Origin of the sequence: Amycolatopsis sp. MJM2582, from assembly GCF_000754115.1 — a bacterium.
Taxonomy (GTDB): Bacteria; Actinomycetota; Actinomycetes; order Mycobacteriales; family Pseudonocardiaceae; genus Amycolatopsis; species Amycolatopsis japonica.
In genome coordinates, this window is the sequence record NZ_JPLW01000002.1 from 179,303 (window position 1) to 195,183 (window position 15,881).

The 15,881-nt window shown below is 69.0% G+C and carries 14 protein-coding genes; 6 read left to right on the plus strand and 8 right to left on the minus strand.

Annotation, left to right across the window (positions count from 1 at the left end; genetic code table 11):
• Positions 1-6 precede the first annotated feature (6 nt).
• Positions 7-984: an alpha/beta hydrolase family protein gene (locus ED92_RS11165; RefSeq protein ID WP_037336663.1), complete on the plus strand. Its 978-nt coding sequence runs from the start codon at positions 7-9 to the stop codon at positions 982-984.
• 92 nt (positions 985-1,076) lie between these two features.
• Here the strand turns inward: ED92_RS11165 and ED92_RS11170 are convergent, their stop codons facing one another.
• The 3 genes from ED92_RS11170 to ED92_RS11180 are packed head-to-tail and all read right to left on the minus strand — an operon-like array spanning position 1,077 to position 3,023.
• Positions 1,077-2,036 carry a pyridoxal-phosphate dependent enzyme gene (locus ED92_RS11170; protein WP_037336665.1) on the minus strand — a complete coding sequence of 320 codons (960 nt, stop codon included), beginning with the start codon at positions 2,034-2,036 and terminating at the stop codon, positions 1,077-1,079.
• Entirely contained in the window at positions 2,033-2,677 is a 645-nt protein-coding gene (locus ED92_RS11175) for a transcriptional regulator (RefSeq protein ID WP_037336669.1), read from the minus strand. Before ED92_RS11175 ends, ED92_RS11170 begins: the two co-directional genes overlap by 4 nt.
• On the minus strand, positions 2,670-3,023 hold the full coding sequence (locus ED92_RS11180; RefSeq protein ID WP_037336671.1) for a RidA family protein: 354 nt from the start codon (positions 3,021-3,023) through the stop codon (positions 2,670-2,672). Before ED92_RS11180 ends, ED92_RS11175 begins: the two co-directional genes overlap by 8 nt.
• 112 nt (positions 3,024-3,135) lie before the next feature.
• Between ED92_RS11180 and ED92_RS11185 the strand changes: the two genes are divergently transcribed.
• Positions 3,136-3,873, plus strand: coding sequence for a GntR family transcriptional regulator (locus ED92_RS11185; protein WP_081975766.1), 738 nt, complete (start codon positions 3,136-3,138; stop codon positions 3,871-3,873).
• Positions 3,874-4,179: 306 nt separating this feature from the next.
• On the opposite strand, the gene ED92_RS11190 is transcribed toward ED92_RS11185, so the two are convergent.
• Positions 4,180-5,493, minus strand: a complete 1,314-nt coding sequence (locus ED92_RS11190; protein ID WP_037336673.1) for an SLC13 family permease — start codon at positions 5,491-5,493, stop codon at positions 4,180-4,182.
• Positions 5,494-5,648: 155 nt separating this feature from the next.
• Between ED92_RS11190 and ED92_RS11195 the strand changes: the two genes are divergently transcribed.
• Genes ED92_RS11195 through ED92_RS11205 form a run of 3 tightly spaced genes read left to right on the plus strand, consistent with a single transcriptional unit; the run spans position 5,649 to position 10,457 of the window.
• The gene (locus ED92_RS11195; RefSeq protein WP_037336675.1) at positions 5,649-6,815 is read left to right on the plus strand and encodes an alanine--glyoxylate aminotransferase family protein; all 1,167 of its coding nucleotides are present in this window, start codon (positions 5,649-5,651) and stop codon (positions 6,813-6,815) included.
• A gap of 10 nt (positions 6,816-6,825) precedes the next feature.
• Entirely contained in the window at positions 6,826-9,723 is a 2,898-nt protein-coding gene (locus ED92_RS11200) for an FAD-binding and (Fe-S)-binding domain-containing protein (RefSeq protein ID WP_037336677.1), read from the plus strand.
• On the plus strand, positions 9,720-10,457 hold the full coding sequence (locus ED92_RS11205; protein ID WP_037336679.1) for a fumarylacetoacetate hydrolase family protein: 738 nt from the start codon (positions 9,720-9,722) through the stop codon (positions 10,455-10,457). The genes ED92_RS11200 and ED92_RS11205 overlap by 4 nt, the downstream gene beginning before the upstream one ends.
• Here the strand turns inward: ED92_RS11205 and ED92_RS11210 are convergent.
• Together ED92_RS11210 and ED92_RS11215 are read right to left on the minus strand one after the other, a co-directional pair.
• Positions 10,454-12,022: a multicopper oxidase family protein gene (locus ED92_RS11210; RefSeq protein WP_037336681.1), complete on the minus strand. Its 1,569-nt coding sequence runs from the start codon at positions 12,020-12,022 to the stop codon at positions 10,454-10,456. The genes ED92_RS11205 and ED92_RS11210 overlap by 4 nt on opposite strands.
• On the minus strand, positions 12,019-12,426 hold the full coding sequence (locus tag ED92_RS11215) for a hypothetical protein (protein WP_037336683.1): 408 nt from the start codon (positions 12,424-12,426) through the stop codon (positions 12,019-12,021). Before ED92_RS11215 ends, ED92_RS11210 begins: the two co-directional genes overlap by 4 nt.
• Positions 12,427-12,506: 80 nt before the next feature.
• On the opposite strand from ED92_RS11215, the gene ED92_RS11220 reads away from it, so the two are divergent.
• Positions 12,507-13,403 (plus strand): LysR family transcriptional regulator, encoded by an 897-nt coding sequence (locus ED92_RS11220; protein ID WP_037336684.1) that lies wholly within the window; start codon positions 12,507-12,509, stop codon positions 13,401-13,403.
• 18 nt (positions 13,404-13,421) lie between these two features.
• Here the strand turns inward: ED92_RS11220 and ED92_RS11225 are convergent, their stop codons facing one another.
• Both ED92_RS11225 and ED92_RS11230 read right to left on the minus strand, forming a co-directional pair.
• A complete protein-coding gene (locus tag ED92_RS11225) occupies positions 13,422-14,516 on the minus strand; it encodes a S1 family peptidase (protein WP_037336686.1) in 1,095 nt (364 codons plus the stop codon).
• Positions 14,517-14,740: 224 nt separating this feature from the next.
• The gene (locus ED92_RS11230) at positions 14,741-15,877 is read right to left on the minus strand and encodes an SGNH/GDSL hydrolase family protein (protein WP_152610914.1); all 1,137 of its coding nucleotides are present in this window, start codon (positions 15,875-15,877) and stop codon (positions 14,741-14,743) included.
• Between the last annotated feature and the right edge of the window lie 4 nt (positions 15,878-15,881).

A 15,881-nucleotide genomic window follows, 5' to 3' on the forward strand; every position in this document is an offset into this window, starting at 1 on the left:
GAAGTGATGAAGCGAACCCGGCGGTGGGGTCTGCTGGCGCTGGCCATGGTGGCCCTGCTCGGAAGCTCGATCCCGGCGAGCGCGGCGCCCGCGCCGGTGTCCGCCGACAACGGGGCGAAGGTCGTCGAGGAGACCTGGCTGGACGCGCGCACGGTCGACCTCAAGATCAGTTCGCCCGCGCTCGGCACCACCGGCATGGTCCGCCTGCTGGTGCCGACCGGCTGGGCCGCGCAACCGACGCGGACGTGGCCGACGCTGTACCTGCTGCACGGCTGCTGCGAACCGGTCGACTACCGCTCGTGGGACCAGTTCACCGACGTCAAGGCGTTCACCGCGGACAAGGACGCCCTCGTCGTCATGCCGACGGGCGGCCCGGCCGGTATGTACACGAAGTGGTGGAACTTCGGGCTCAGGAGCACGCCCGACTGGGACACCTTCCACACGCTGGAAGTGCGGCAGATCGTCGAACGCGGCTACCGGGCGGGCACCCGCCGGGCGGTAGCCGGACTGTCGATCGGCGGGTACGGCGCGCTCGCGTATTCGTACAAGCACAAGGGGATGTTCACCGCGGCGGCGTCCTACAGCGGGGTGCCGAACACGCTCAACCAGGGCGCGCCGCTGTTCATCCAGGGGATCCTGGCCCGCGCGGGGATCTTCAACTACCTGGAACTCTGGGGCGACAGCTGGGGGATGCGGCCGATCTGGACGGCGAACAACCCGTACGACAACATCGACGGCCTGCGCGGCACGGCGCTCTACATCTCGTGCGGGAACGGCAGGACCGGCCCGCTCGACCCGCCGGGCCAGTCCGACATCTTCGAGCCGCAGGCGCTGGCTTCGTCGGTGACCTTCACGGATCGGTTGAAGGCCAAGGGGATTCCGGCGACCGTCGACTACTACGGCGACGGTACGCACAGCTGGCCGTACTGGCAGCGGGCGCTGCGGAACTCCTGGCCGGTGCTGGCGGGCGGGCTCGGTCTGTGAGCGCAAGTCCGTGAAGGCCTCCTTGAGGGACCCAGGGTCCCTCAAGGAGGCCTTCACGGACGGCCGCATCCAGAGGACTAAATGCGGAGAGGTCAGCCGGCGATCAGTTCGGCGAAGCGTTCCGGGCTGACGTTCCCGCCGCTGATGATCACCCCGACCCGGCCCGAGGCGGGAATCCGGCCGCTGAGCAGCGCGGCGAGCCCGGTCGCCCCGCTCGGTTCGATGACGAGCTTCAGCCGTTCGAACGCGAACCGCATCGCGTCCCGGACCTGCTCGTCGGTGACCAGCGCGATGTCGTCCACGAGCCGCCGGTTGATCGAGAACGTCAGTTCGCCGGGGACGGAAGCGGCCTGGCCGTCGGCGATGGTCCGCGGCACCGGGATCGACACGCATTCCCCCGCCTCCAGTGAGCGTTTGGTGTCGTCGCCCGCGGCGGGTTCGACACCGACCACTCGGATGCCGGGCCGCACGGCCTTCGCGGCGGTCGAGCTGCCCGCGATCAGGCCGCCACCGCCGACCGGGACGACGAGCGTGTCCAGGGAATCGGTGTCCTCCAGCAGTTCCAGCGCCGCCGTGCCCTGTCCCGCGATCACGTGCGGGTGCTCGTAGGGCGGGATGAGCGCGAGACCGCGGTCGGCCGCCAGCGCCTCACCGATGGCGACGCGGTCGCCGGTGTACCGGTCGTAGGTGACGATCTCGGCGCCGTAACCCGCGGTGGCGTCCTTTTTGGACTGCGGGGTGTCCTCCGGGATCAGGATGACCGCGCTGCTCCCGAGTTCGCGCGCGGCCAGGGCGACGGCCTGAGCGTGGTTGCCCGAGGAGTACGCGGCGATGCCCTTGGCCAGCTGCTCCGGCGAGAGCCGGGAGGCGGCGTTGTACGCGCCGCGGAACTTGAAGGCGCCGACGCGCTGGAGGTTCTCGCATTTGATGAAGACCTCTGCGCCGACGAGCTCGTCGAGGGTGCGGGAACGCACGACCGGCGTCCGGTGCGCGACCCCGGCCAGGCGGGCGGCCGCGTCGCGGATGTCGTCGATGGTCACGGGGGCGGTCATGATGCTCCTTGTTCACGGATTTCGGCGAGATAGTTGTAGGCGGAGGCGCGGGAGATCCCGATCCGCGCCGCGACCTGGGGAACGGCCCGCCGCACGGCGAAGACGCCACGCGCGTGCAGGCTGCGGAACAGGTCGAGACGTTCTTCGCGGCTGAGCGCGGTCCACGGTTTGTTCAGCCGGAGTTGGTGCTCGTCGACGATCGCGTCGACCACCGCGTCGACGTCGTCGCCGAAGGTGGTGGTCGGCGTTTCGGCGGCGGTGCCGACATCGGCGAGTTCGCCGACGAGGGTCCGCAGCTGCCCCAGCGCGGTGACGTCGAGGTTCACGCACAATGCCCCGAACACCGAGCCGCCGCTGTCGCGCAGCAGCATGGTCGAAGACTTCACGAGCTTCCCGGACGCCGTCCGTGTGACGTAGTTCAGCTGGTCTTCGGCGTCGTCGCCGCGGGCGAGCAGGCCCATGCCGATCTCGCTCATCGACCCGCCGACGGTGCGGTCGGTGACCGAGCCGGCGATCGCGACCACCGACTGTTCCGGACGGCGGAAGTCGTGCACCACGACCTCGCAGAACGAGCCGAGCGTCGCCGCGATGCCGTCGGCGACCGGGGCGAGCGCGTCGAGGATCGCGTCCTGCTCAGACATCGCGTACTCGGGCCAGGGCCTCGACTTCGACGACGCCGCCGTACGGCAGGGACGCGACCCCGACACAGGTACGGGCCGGCCTGGGCTCGGAGAAGAACTCCTCGTAGACCCGGTTGAGGCCGTCGCGGTCGGCGATGTCGGTCAGGTAGACGACGACCTTCACCACGTCCGCGCGGGTCGCGCCCACCGAACGCAGCGCGGCGTCGAGGTTGGCGAAGGCCTGCGGGCATTCGGTGTCGAATCCGCCGGACACCAGCGCCCCGGTCTCGGTCACGCCGAGCCGTCCGGACACGGAAACCAGGTCACCGCTGCGGAAGGCGGGCGGATACGGATGCTCGTTGGTCACGAGACCGACTGTATAAGTGCTGGACGGATTGTCCAACCGAATATGAAGTGACCTACCGCTCACGCGCGAAGACGGTGATTGATATACCGTATACAGGCAGGGAGGGGTCCGTATGACCATGAGTTCCGTGCAGGACGAGGACGGCCGGATCGTCGCGCCACCGAGCATGGCCGACCTGGCCACCCGGGCGCTGCGCGCGATGATACTTTCCGGCGAACTCCCGCCCGGCACGCGTTTGGTCGAGGCCAAACTCACCGAGCGGCTCGGGGTGTCCCGTCCGCCGCTGCGCGAAGCGTTGCAGGTCTTGGCGTTCGAGGGACTCGTCGTGCCCCATCCGCGGCGTGGCGTCATCGTCCGCCCGCTGACCCGCCACGACGTCTACGAAATCGTCACCCTGCGCGAAGAACTCGAAGCCTTCGCTGTCCGGATCGGGATCCCGGTCCGTTCGCCGGAGCGGTTGCAAGCGTGCCGCGACGCCCTCGCGGCGTTCGAGCAGGCGGGCCGCGACGGCGACGAAGGTGTTTTCACGCAACGGAAGTACGACTTCCATCAGTCGATCGTCGCGCTGGCCGGGCACGAGCGGGTCACCGAGGCCTATCGCGCGCTTTCCCTGCAGATGCAGCTGTGCATGGCCCTCAACCGCAGCGCCCGCCGTGACGGCGAATCGTTGATGCAGAACGTCGAACGGCACCGCGAGCTGCTCACGATCATCGAAGGTGGAGATCCCGAAGCGGTGTTGCGGGCGCTGGCCGATCACGGTCACGGCAGCTTCCTCGACGCGGTGGTGGATCAGCTCGACGGCGGCACCCCCGACTCGGAACGCTGGCTGGAGGAGCGCCGGCGCCGGTAGCCGAAGGGCGCGGGTTGGTCCTGAGTGATACCTGGCGTACTCCTCGAACTGTCCAAAAAGGACACTTGCTGAGATCGCAACGTCTGATTTGGGCACTTTGCGCAGTATTGCCCGCGGGTCGTGAGTGGCAATGGTCGTTCTAACTCTCTTTACCACTCACGACCCCTGTGGGAACCGGACATCATGACATCAATCGGGTGCATAGTTCGCGCAAGGTGTCCATTGTGGACACATGTCGCCGGGTGATCCCGGCGAGTCATTCCGGAATCCCGCGTGGCAGGGGTTCGATCACGCTATGTTTGAGCCTCAGCCGGGCAGAATGAACAACAGCCAGGTCGCGATCGGCGCGATCGCGCACATGCTGAATCCCCAGATCATCAAGCCCCGGAACACTTTGTCGTTCTGCCCGGCAGGCGCGTTCGCCACGACCAGCGCGCCGCTGGTGGAGAACGGCGACGAATCGACGACCGAGGACGAGATCGCCAGCGCGATGATCATGCCGACCGCGCCGACCTCGCCCGCCAGCAGGAACGGAACCGCGAGCGGGATGAGCGCGCCGAGGATCCCGGTCGTCGACGCGAACGCCGAGACCACCGCACCGATCGCGCAGATCAGGATCGCGGCCAGCAGCGGCGAACCGATCCGCGTCACCAGGGTGCCGAGCCAGTCGATCGTGCCGACCCGCTCCATCAGCGAGACGAAGGTGACGATCCCGCAGATCAACAGCACCGTCGGCCACGCCACCTCGCCCACGGCTGCCTTGGCCGATCCCGGCGAGACCAGTGACAGCACGGTCGCCACGGTCAGCGCGGTGAAGCCGACGTCGAGTTTGAACACCAGCGTGCCCACCGCCAGCGCCGCCAGCCCGATCAGCGTGAACACATGGTCGCGCGTGAGCGGAAGGCGTTCCTCGGGCTCCTCGGTGCCACCGCTGGAAGGTGTGCCGGTCAACGTCGTCACCCCCGAGGAACCGCTGTGCGCGAGCGCGGCGACCTTGGGCTTGGCCGACGACCGGCGGATCAGTTCACGGCCGCCGAAGAGGAAGAACACCACGACACTCAGCACCAGGTTGAAGACGAACGACGACGCGAAGAGCAGCCCCGGATCGCTCGGCAGGTTGTCGCGGGCGACGACGCCGTTGACGATGCTGCCGAAGATGCTGATGGGGGAGAAGCCGCCCGCGCTGGCGCCGTTGATGATCAGCAGGCCCATCAGCATCGGGTTGATCGAGTAGCGGCGGGCGAATCCCATCCCGATCGGCGCGATGATCGCCACCGCCGCCGGCACCACCGCGCCGACCGCGGTCAAGGCCGCGGTGACCACGAACATCACCCACGGGATCAGGGCGATCCGGCCGCCGACGGCGCGCACCACCAGGCGCACGAGCCGGTCGACGGTGCCGTTGCCTTTGGCGATGGCGAACAGCAGCGTCACCCCGACCAGGATGACGAAGAGATCGCCGGGAAAGCCCGAGACGATGTCGTCGGTGCTCTCCCCGGCGAAGACCGTGCCGATCACGAAGGCGGCGACGAAAGCCAACGCTCCCATGTGGACGGGGAGCACGGTCGCGATCAGGAAGACCAGGGCGAGCGCCACGACGGTGACGAGTTGTATGGACATCGGAATCCTCTGCGGTCGGCGCTGACACATTCAGGGAATCGGGTCGAAGTTGTTTCGGGTACCCCCTCGACGGAGTTTGGTACACGGTATACCGTTCAAGCGGTGAGACCAAGGTCCCGTTCCCGAAACCTTCGAAGCCGAGCGTGGAGGCGCACATGACATACGCGGCCGGACGGCACTTCCTGCAGATCCCCGGGCCGACGAACGTGCCCGACGTGGTGCTCCGGGCGATGTCGGCGGCGACCATCGACCACCGCGGACCGGAGTTCCAGGAGCTGGCGACGCGGCTGCTGCGCGACATCAAGCCCGTCTTCGGCACCACGAACCCGGTCGTCATCTATCCCGCCACCGGGACCGGTGCGTGGGAAGCTGCGCTCACCAACACCCTCAGCCCCGGCGACACCGTCCTGGCTTTCGAGACCGGCCATTTCGCCACGCTGTGGCAAGAAATGGCGCAGGTGCTCGGCTTGCACGTCGACTTCGTGCCCGGCGACTGGCGACGTGGTGCCGATCCCGAGGTGGTCGCCGACCGGCTCGCCGCCGACACCGCGCACCGGATCAAGGCGGTCTGCGTGGTCCACAACGAGACCTCCACCGGTGTCACCAGCCGGATCCCGGAGATCCGCGCCGCGATCGACGCCGCCGGACATCCCGCGCTCCTGCTCGTCGACACGATCTCGTCGCTGGGCTCGATCGACTACCGGCACGACGAATGGGGTGTCGACGTCACCGTCGCGGGCTCACAGAAGGGCCTGATGCTCCCGCCGGGGATGAGTTTCAACGCGATCAGCGACAAGGCCCTCGACGCCGCCAAAACCGCGAGCCTGCCGAAGATCTTCTGGGACTGGGGCCCGATGCTCACCGCGAACGAACGCGGATTCTTCCCCTATACCCCCAATACGAATCTCATGTACGGCCTGCGGGAGGCCTTGCGCCTGCTCTACGACGAGGGGCTCGAAAACGTCTTCGCACGCCACGCCCGGCACGCGGCCGCCACACGTGCCGCCGTCCGCGGCTGGGGCCTGGAGGTCCTGTGCCAGGACGAGCGCGAGCATTCCGGCGCGCTGACCGCGGTCCTGATGCCCGAGGGGATCGACGCCGACAAGGTCCGCGCGATCATCCTCGACCGGTTCGACCTGTCTTTGGGCGCGGGACTGGGCAAACTCGCCGGGAAGATCTTCCGGATCGGGCATCTCGGCGCGTTCAACGATCTCACCCTCGCCGGCACCCTCGCGGGAGTCCAAATGGGACTGACACTCGCCGGCGCCCCGGCCGATCCACGCGGGCTGCAGGACGCCCTCGAACTGCTGCAGAACGACTGAGGGCCCGCCGATGACCAGCCTTCTCGAAGACGCGTTGCGTGCCCGGATCACCGGGGAAGTCGCCTTCGACGACTACACGCGCCACCTGTTCTCCCGCGACGCGAGCATGTACTCGATCATGCCGCGCGGGGTCGTGTTCCCCGTCGACCAGGAGGACGTCGCCGCGGCCGTCGCCACCGCGGCGGAGTTCGGCGTGCCCGTCGTCCCGCGTGGGGCGGGTACCAGCCTGGCCGGGCAGACCGTCGGCCCCGGTCTGGTGCTCGACCTGTCGCGGCACATGAACCGCATCATCGCCCTCGACCCCGTCGCGCGGACCGCCGTCGTCGAACCCGGCGTCGTCCAGGACCAGCTCAACCAGGCGGCGGCCGCGCACGGACTGATGTTCGGGCCCGACACCTCCACCAGCAACCGCGCCACGATCGGCGGCATGGTCGGCAACAACTCGGCGGGTTCCGGGTCGCTGACCTTCGGGATGACCATCGACCACGTCCGCGCGCTGGACGTCGTCCTCGCCGACGGTTCCACCGCCCGCCTGGAACCGGTGAGCGAGACCGAACGCCTGCGGCGCGCCGAGGCGGACACGCTCGAAGGCCGTATCTACCGCGAACTCCCCGAACTCGTCACCGCGCACGAGGACGCCATCGCCAAGGGCATGCCGATGTTCTGGCGGCGGGCGTGCGGCTACCGGCTCGACCGGCTCTCCGGATACGGTGACGACAAACCCTTCGACCTCGCCAAATTCGTCGTCGGGGCGGAGGGCACGCTCGTGCTGGCCACCCGGATCGAAGTCGATCTGGTGCCCAAGCCGAGGAAGACCGTCTACGCGGTCGGGCATTTCGAGACGACGCACGGCGCGATTTCGGCGACGCTCGACGCGCTCAGCTGCGGGCCGCATCAGGTCGAGATGATGGACAAGACGATCCTCGATCTGTCACGGCGGAAGATCGAGTACGCCGATCTCGGCAACCATCTCGTCGGTGATCCGGAGGCACTGCTGTTCGTGTCGTTTTCCGGCGACGACGAGACCGTGCTGGCGGCCAAACTCGACGAGGTGGCCGCGCTTTGGGAGCGTAACGGGCACGGTTACCACACGCTCAAACTCGTCACGGCCGCCGAACAGGCGGCGCTGCTCAAGGTGCGGAAGTCCAGTCTCGGCCTATTGATGGCGGCAGGCGAGGGGACCAAGCGGCCGCTGGCGTTCATCGAGGACACCGCCGTCGACCCCGAGCACCTCGCGGAATACACCGCGCGGTTCAAGGAAATCCTCGACGAGCACCGGCTCGAAGCCGGGTTCTACGGCCATTGTTCGGTCGGCTGCCTGCACATCCGGCCGTTCGTCGACCTCACCGACCCCGCGCAGGTCGACACGATGCGCGCGGTCGCGGAGAAGATCAAGGATCTCGTGGCCGAATTCGGCGGCGTGAACTCCTCCGAACACGGCGACGGCCTCGCCCGCTCGGAGTTCAACCGCGAGATCTTCGGCGACGAACTCTACGAAGCCATGCGCCAGGTCAAGAAACTCTTCGATCCCGTGGGCACGATGAACCCCGGCAAGATCGTCGACGCGCCCTCGATGACCGAGAACCTGCGCGACCGCGACGCCCTGCCGCCCGCGCCGCCGTTGCGGACGATGCTGTCGTTCGAGGTCGTCGGCGGGATGCGCGACGCCGCCGACCGCTGCATGAACATCGGGTTGTGCCGCAAGACCACCGGTGGGGTGATGTGCCCGTCGTACCAGGTCACCCTGCAGGAGGAACATTCCACGCGCGGCCGGGCCAACGCACTGGTCAAGGCGCTTTCCGAACCGGATCCGAAGGCCGCACTCGGCGGGGAACGCCTGCACGAGATCCTCGACCTGTGCCTGATGTGCAAGGCGTGCAAGAGCGAATGCCCGATGAGCGTCGACATGGCCTCGCTCAAGGCCGAAACCCTGCACCAGCACCACGAGGAGCACGGCACCCCGCTGCGGTCGCGGATCTTCGGCTCGATCCGGTTCCTCAACCGGCTCGGCTCGGCGACCGCGCCACTGTCCAATGTGCCCGGTCGGATCGGCCCGCTCCGCAGGCTCATGGAGCGGGCCGTCGGCATCAAGGCCGAACGTCCGCTGCCGAAGTTCGCGCGGGACAACCTAGTGCGCTGGAATCGCCGCCGGGTGACGGCGCCGGGGACGGCGGGCACGGTGAACTGGCTCGCGGATTCCTTCACCACCTTCACCGAACCGCAGATCGGCAAGGCGGCGATCGAACTGCTCGAAACCGCGGGCTGGGCGGTGGAGCTCGCGTCCGGTGGCTGCTGCGGACGGTCGAGCCTGTCCAAAGGCCTGCTGGACGACGCCAAGAAGAAGGCCACCGGATTGGTCACGTCCTTGGCGCGTGACACCGAACCGGGATCGCCGATCGTCGGCTGTGAGCCGTCGTGCGTGTTCACCTTGCGCGACGAGACTTTGGCGCTGCTGCCGGACCTTCCCGAAGCGCGGCAGGTCGAGGAGCGGGTCCGCCAGGTCGAGGAACTGCTCGTCGAGGCCATCGACGACGGCAGGCTGAACCTGCCGGAACGATCGTGGCTGAGCGGTCGGCGTGTGGTCTTCCACGGCCACTGTCACCAGAAGGCGGAGGTCGGCACCGCCGCCACGATGGCGCTCCTGCGCCGTATCCCGGGGCTGGAGGTCGCCGAGATCGACTCCGGATGCTGTGGGATGGCGGGTTCGTTCGGCTTCGAGGCCGAGCATTACGAGACCTCGATGGCCGTCGGCCGCGACCGGCTCTTCCCCGCGCTGGAGCGGGAACCGGCCGGAACACTGGTCGCCGCCACCGGCGTTTCGTGCCGGCAGCAGATCTTCCACGGGGCCGGCCGTACGGCGTGGCATCCGCTCGAACTGGTCCGTGAAGCGCTCGGCGGGCCGGCATGAGACTGATCCGCTTCGGCCGGGAGGAGGCCGCCAGGACGGGCTGCGTCGAAGGTGACGTCGTCCGCGCGTACGACCCGGACACCGGCCCTGGCGAGGTCGTCGGCCCGCTGTCCGGGGTCCGGCTGCTCGCGCCGTGCGAGCCGCGCACGATCGTCTGCGTGGGCAGCAACTATCCCTGCCAGCTGAAGGAAAAGGGCCGCCCGTGGCCCGAGCGGCCCGCCCTGTTCCTCAAGGCCCCGAACGCCGTCACCGGTCCGGGGCGGCCGATCCTGCACCCGCGACAGGTCGAACGCCTGGAGTACGAGGGCGAACTGGCCGTCGTCATCGGCAGGACCGCGCGGAACCTGACCGTCGAAAACGCTTTGGCGCACGTCCTGGGCTACACCTGCGCCAACGACGTCACCGCGCACGACTGGCGGGCCGACGGTCAATGGGCGCGGGCCAAGAGCGCCGACACGTTCCTGCCGCTCGGGCCCTGGATCACCACCGGTATCGAGAACGGAGACCTCGAGGTGACCACGCGGATCAACGATCGGCTCGTCCAGCGGGCCACCACACGGGAGATGATCTTCGGTGTGCCGGAGATCCTCGCGTGGGTGACCCGCTGGTTCACCCTGCGCCCCGGCGACGTCGTCCTCACCGGCAGCCCGGCCGGGGTCGGGCCGATGGAGCCGGGGGACGAGGTCACCGTCGCGATCGAGGGGATCGGGGAGTTGACCAACCCCGTCCGCTAGACCACCTCGAAGTTCGCCATCATCGCCATGTCCTCGTGTTCGGCGTTGTGGCAATGGAAGACGTACCGGCCGCGATAGCCGTCGAAGCGGGCGATGACCTCGACCGATTCGCCCGGGGCCAGATCGACGGTGTCCTTGATCCCGCCGTCGAACGGCCCCGGCGGCCGCCCGCCACGCGAAAGGATCCGGAATCCCACCAGATGCAGATGCACGGGATGGTGGATGTCGGCGACGAATCGCCAGATCTCGGTGTCGCCGAGGCGCGGGCTCGCCGATATGAGGTCCGGCGAGAACGGCTCCCCGCCGATCACCCAGCCCGAACGACCGTGGACGGCGCCCGCGCGGAACGAGAAGTCGCGCGTGGTCGTGGCCTGCTCGCGGGGCAGCGGCGGGATGTCGCTGAGCTTCGCGGGAACCCGGCTGTCGTCCGCCGCACGGCGCGCGACGACGAACCGCATGACCTGGGCGGTCGAGCCGGTGCCGAGCCGGTTCACGAGGGTGACCTCGGTGCCGACCGGATATCGGCCGAAGTCGACGACGACGTCGTACCGTTCCGCCGGGGCGATGGGGAGATGGTCGTGTGCGCGCGGTGCGTCGAGCAGGCCCTGGTCGGCGCCGATCTGCACGAAACCGCCTCCACCGGGCGGCGGCGGGTCGAGCGCCAGGTCGTACCGCCGCGCGTTGGAACCGTTGAGGAGGCGCAGCCGGTACCGCGCGGCCGCGACTTCGTGCACCGGCCACGGCGCGCCGTTGACGAGGATGACGTCACCGAAAACGCCCTCCACGTAAGCACTTTCGACTCCCGGTGTGGTCCGCAGCGAGCGGTCGAGGGAGGGATAGGCGAACTCGCCGTGCTCGTCGAAGGAACGGTCGGCGATCATCAGCGGCAGTTCACGTTCGCCCGACGGGAGGCCCAGGGCGTCTTCCTCGTCGTCGCGGACGAGGTGGAATCCGGCCAGGCCCCGGTACACGGCCGGACCGGTGAAATCCATGCGATGGTCGTGGTACCACAGCGTCGCGGCCCGTTGCCGCAGTGGGAAGACGTAGTCGCGCTCCCCGTTCGAGATCCGGGCACGGGCGTCGACCATGCCGTGCCCGGCGTGCGCGGTGTTCCAGCCGGACCGCGGCAGGACGAGATCGGTCGGGTAGCCGTCGGAATCGGCCGGCGTGTGCCCGCCGTGGAGGTGGACCACGGTCGGCACGGGAAGCTCGTTGCGATGATGCGCCACCACCGTCCGGTCCCGCCGCGATTCGATCGTCGGACCCGGAAAGATCCCTTCGTAGCCCCAGATCGGCGTCCTGACACCGGGCAGGATCTCGGCCGTCGCCGCCCGCTGGGTGATCGTGTAGTGATCGGCGTCTGCCGTCCTTTGTGGACGCAGGACTGGCGGGATCGGCAACGGCACCCGGAACGGTTCCGGCAAGGGGAGCCCGCTGCGCAGCAACTCGCCAGTCCCCGGCGCGCCTTGCGCGAGCAGGCGGGGAGCAGCGATCCCGGCGGCGGCGAGGACACCGGCCCCGCCGGCGAGCCCGAGGAAGGTCCTGCGGGGAAGACGGCGGCTCATCGGCGTGCCCGCCAGATCTGCGGCCGCCAGACGGCGATGGTCGTCAGCACCGCTCCGGTGACCAGCGCGACGCCGAGGGGGATGTGCAGATCGAGCGCGCCCGCCATCCCGGCGAGGTACTGGCCGGTCTCGCCCGCGGCGAGCAGCAGGCTGATCCAGAACAGCCAGCGCGGTCCGCGCACCAGCCAGAGGACCAAGGCCGCGATGATCTGCGCGTACGCCAGGTACGAGACCGCGTCGGCACCCCAGCGGTGCAGCCAGAGCATGTCGTAATCGCCGCCGAGGTAGCCGCCCGCGAACACCGGCTGGCCGATGATCGCGACGGCGTGGGCGCTCACCAGCACCCGGTTCACCACCAGCGTCCCGTTCGCCTTCCGGCTCGGGCTGGTCAGGGTTTCACTCACGCGATCGAACGTAAGAGCCGAGGCCTTATGCTGTCCAAGACAAGATCGGTTATCTGTTCATAACAGGTGAGGTATCAGCAGTGGATCTTCTGGCCCTCCGGTACTTCCAGACCGTCGCCCGGCTCGAACACGTCGGCCGCGCGGCCGAGAAGCTGCGGGTCGCGCAGCCCTCGCTCAGCCGGACCTTGGCCAGACTGGAAAACGAACTCGGTGTGCCGCTGTTCGACCGGCACGGCCGCCGGATCAGGCTCAACCGCTTCGGCACCGCGTTCCTCCGCCGCGTCGACCGGGCGCTGGCCGAACTCGACGACGCCCGTCAAGAGCTCGATGACGCCGCCGGGCTGGAGCGCGGCACCGTCACCGTCGCGGCCGAAAGCCTGCTCGCCCTCACCGATCCGCTTCGCACGTTCGTGCCCGGGCATCCGCTGGTGGACGTCCGGCTGTCCCAGGCGTCGGCCGAGGGTATGGCCGAGAAGCTCCGAGCCGGCGACGTCGACCTGTGCATCTCGTCGCAACCCTTGGCGGGCAACGACCTCCGCAGCCGCGTGCTGCTCGACGAACAGGTGTTCCTCTGCGTTCCTGCCGGGCACCGGCTCGCCGGGCGTGGTCACGTCGGCCTGGCGGACCTCGAAGGCGAGCCGTTCCTCACCACGCGCCCCGGCTACTGGCAGCGCGCGCTCGTCGAGCGCCTGTTCGCGAAGGCCGGGCTCGAACTCCACATCGTCTGCGAGGGCGACGAAGCCGCCGTGCTCTTCCAGCTCATCGACGCGGGCCTCGGACTCGCGCTCGTGCCGTCGCTCGGACTGCGGCCCGAGACCAGCCAGACGGTGGTCTGGCTCGACGTCGACGATCCCGATTGCCGTCGCGTGCTCAGCGTCGCCTGGCGCGAGGACACCTATCTTTCGGCCGCGGCACAACGCTTCCGCGACCACGTCGTCGAGCACTTCCACGCACCGGCCGGGCCCCGGTCGCGGTGACCGGGGCCCGGAACGGGCTTACGGGTTGAGCGTGACGCTGTAGGCGCTCAGCGCCTCGCCGATCGGCTGGAAGTACGAGGTGCCGCTGCCCTTGCCGGAAGTGATGCCGAGACCGACGCTGCCGGAGAACAGGCAGCCGCCCGAGTCGCCGGGGTTGACCAGCGCGCTGGTCTGGATCAGCTGGTACACCGAGCCTTCGGCGTAGTTCACCGTGACATTCAGCCGCTGCACCGAACCCGAGGTGAGCCGGGTGGTGCTGCCGCTCTTGCTGATCCGCTGCCCGACGGTGGCCGAACCGGCGGAGGCGATCCGCTGGGTGGAGCCGTTCCACAGGGTGACCGCGCCCGGCGCGCTGCCGGTGGTGTTGCGGATCAGGCCGTAGTCGTTGGTCGGGAAGCTCGCGCCCTGCGACGGCCCGACGTTCCACTGCGAGACCGCGCGGGTGCAGTGGCCGGCGTCGAGGATGTAGTTCTGGCCGCCGCGGTTGGTGTTGAAGCCGACCGAGCAGCGGGTGCCGCCGCCGGTGATGGCCTCGCCGTTGTAGATCGCGGTGTGCATCTCGCCGGTGGTCCGCTCCACGCGGACCCGGTCGCCGAGCGCTTCCGCGGCCTTCACGAGGGCCTCGGCGCCCTTCGCGGCGTCGGAGATGGTCAGCACGACCTGGTTGGCCTTGGGGTCGAGACCGATCGAGGTGTGCGCGACCGTGGGCAGCGCCTGCAGGGCGTTCTGCGCGCTCGTGAGCGCCGCGGTGGAGTGCTTGACCACGCGGGCCCGCGCGCCGGTCGCGGTGACCTGGTCGGCTGCGGCCTGGTCGAGCACGTTCACCACCGGTTTGGCGGCGTCGTCGAGGTACCCGTCGGCGGCACGGGAGCCGAGCGACGCGGTGACCTTCTGCAGCGTTTCGACACTGGCCGTCTGCGTCCGGAGGAACTCGACCGCGGCGGCCTGGCTGATCCCGGCTTCGGCGGCGAGGGACGTCATCGCCTCGTGCTGCACCGTGGGGGAGTAGCCCGCGATGGTGGTGGCGGTGGCCGTGGACGGGGCGAGGAAGCCGACGGCCGCGGCTGCGGCCACCAGTGTGGTGGCGGTACGGGCTAAGGGGTTTGTGCGCATACCGGTGACTCACTTTCGCGAGGGAGGATCCAGCGCGAGGGGTGGCCGCACTGGACACAGTGGGGTCGCCGGGCACGGCCAAGGCGACCCGGCACCGGTGATCCGGTGCCGATCATGGTGAGCCGCCGCACCGGTGGCGGATACCGACTTTCGTTGGACAGGAAGAAAAATAGGTAGCCGCACCGGGTGCTACCGGGCTTGACGCGCACAGTAAACGGTGAGACTCACGAGGCGTCGAAAGCCAGGCGGGCGAAGCGTTCCCCGATGAGCCGGTGCGTGGCCGCGTCCGGATGGAGGCGGTCGGGCAGCGGCAGCTCGGCATGGTCCGCCTCGCCGTACAGCTCGAGGCCGTCGAGGTAACGCAGGTGCGGATCGCTCCGCTCCTTGACGATGCGGGCGAGTTCGTCGCGGATCACGGTGAGGGTCAGCTTTCCCGCGGAGGTCTCCGCGGGATCACCGGTCGCCCTGAACCGCACTTTTCCTTCCCGCAAGGCGTCCGGGTCGAATTCGCCGGGCCCCGGCGTGTGCTCGTGGATGGGGCAGTAGAGCGGCGAGACGACCAGCAACGGCGTGGTGGGATGGCCTTCCCTGATGGTGTCGAGGAAACCGTGCACCGCCGGGCCGAACGCGCGCAGCCGCATCAGATCCGCGTTGACGACGTTGATCCCGATCTTGAGACTGATGAAGTCGGCCGGCGTGTCCCGCATCGCGCGGGCGGTGAACGGGTCGAGCAGCGCACTGCCGCCGAAACCGAGGTTGACCAGTTCCTTTCCGGCGATGGCCGCGGCCGTGGCGGGCCAGATCCCGGTCGGGGTCGCCGCGTTGGAGCCTTGGCTGATGGAGCTGCCGTGGTGCAGCCACGTATTGCCACCGGTCGACTGGACACTGTGGACGGACGCGTCGGTGCGCAAGGCGACGAGCTGTGTCGTTTCGTTGTGCGGCAGCCAGATCTCGACGTTCTTGTCGTGCCCGGCCAGGCCGTCGAACCGCAGTGTCCGGACGGGGCCGGGCTGGTGTCGCGCGGTGCCGGTGGCCAGGTCGACGGTGATCGTGTCGCCCTCGGTCACGCTCGCCCGCCCGGCGAGCCGACCGTCGACGAGCAGCTCGTAGACACCATCGGGTCGGGGCGGCGTGCCGGCGAAGACCCGTTTGGTGGCCAGGACGTCCAGTTCGACGATCGTCGCCGTGCTGCGGAAGACCAGTCGCACCCCGGACGGCTGCGCTTCCGCCATGGCCAGCTGACCGTCGGGGATCTGCTGCCTGGCCCTGGCGGGCAGCCGGTGGGGGAGCACGCCGCGTTCGGTGTGTTCGAGGTCCTGCGAACCGCGGACGAGGTCGGCGCTGATCGGGGTGGTGAGCATTCTT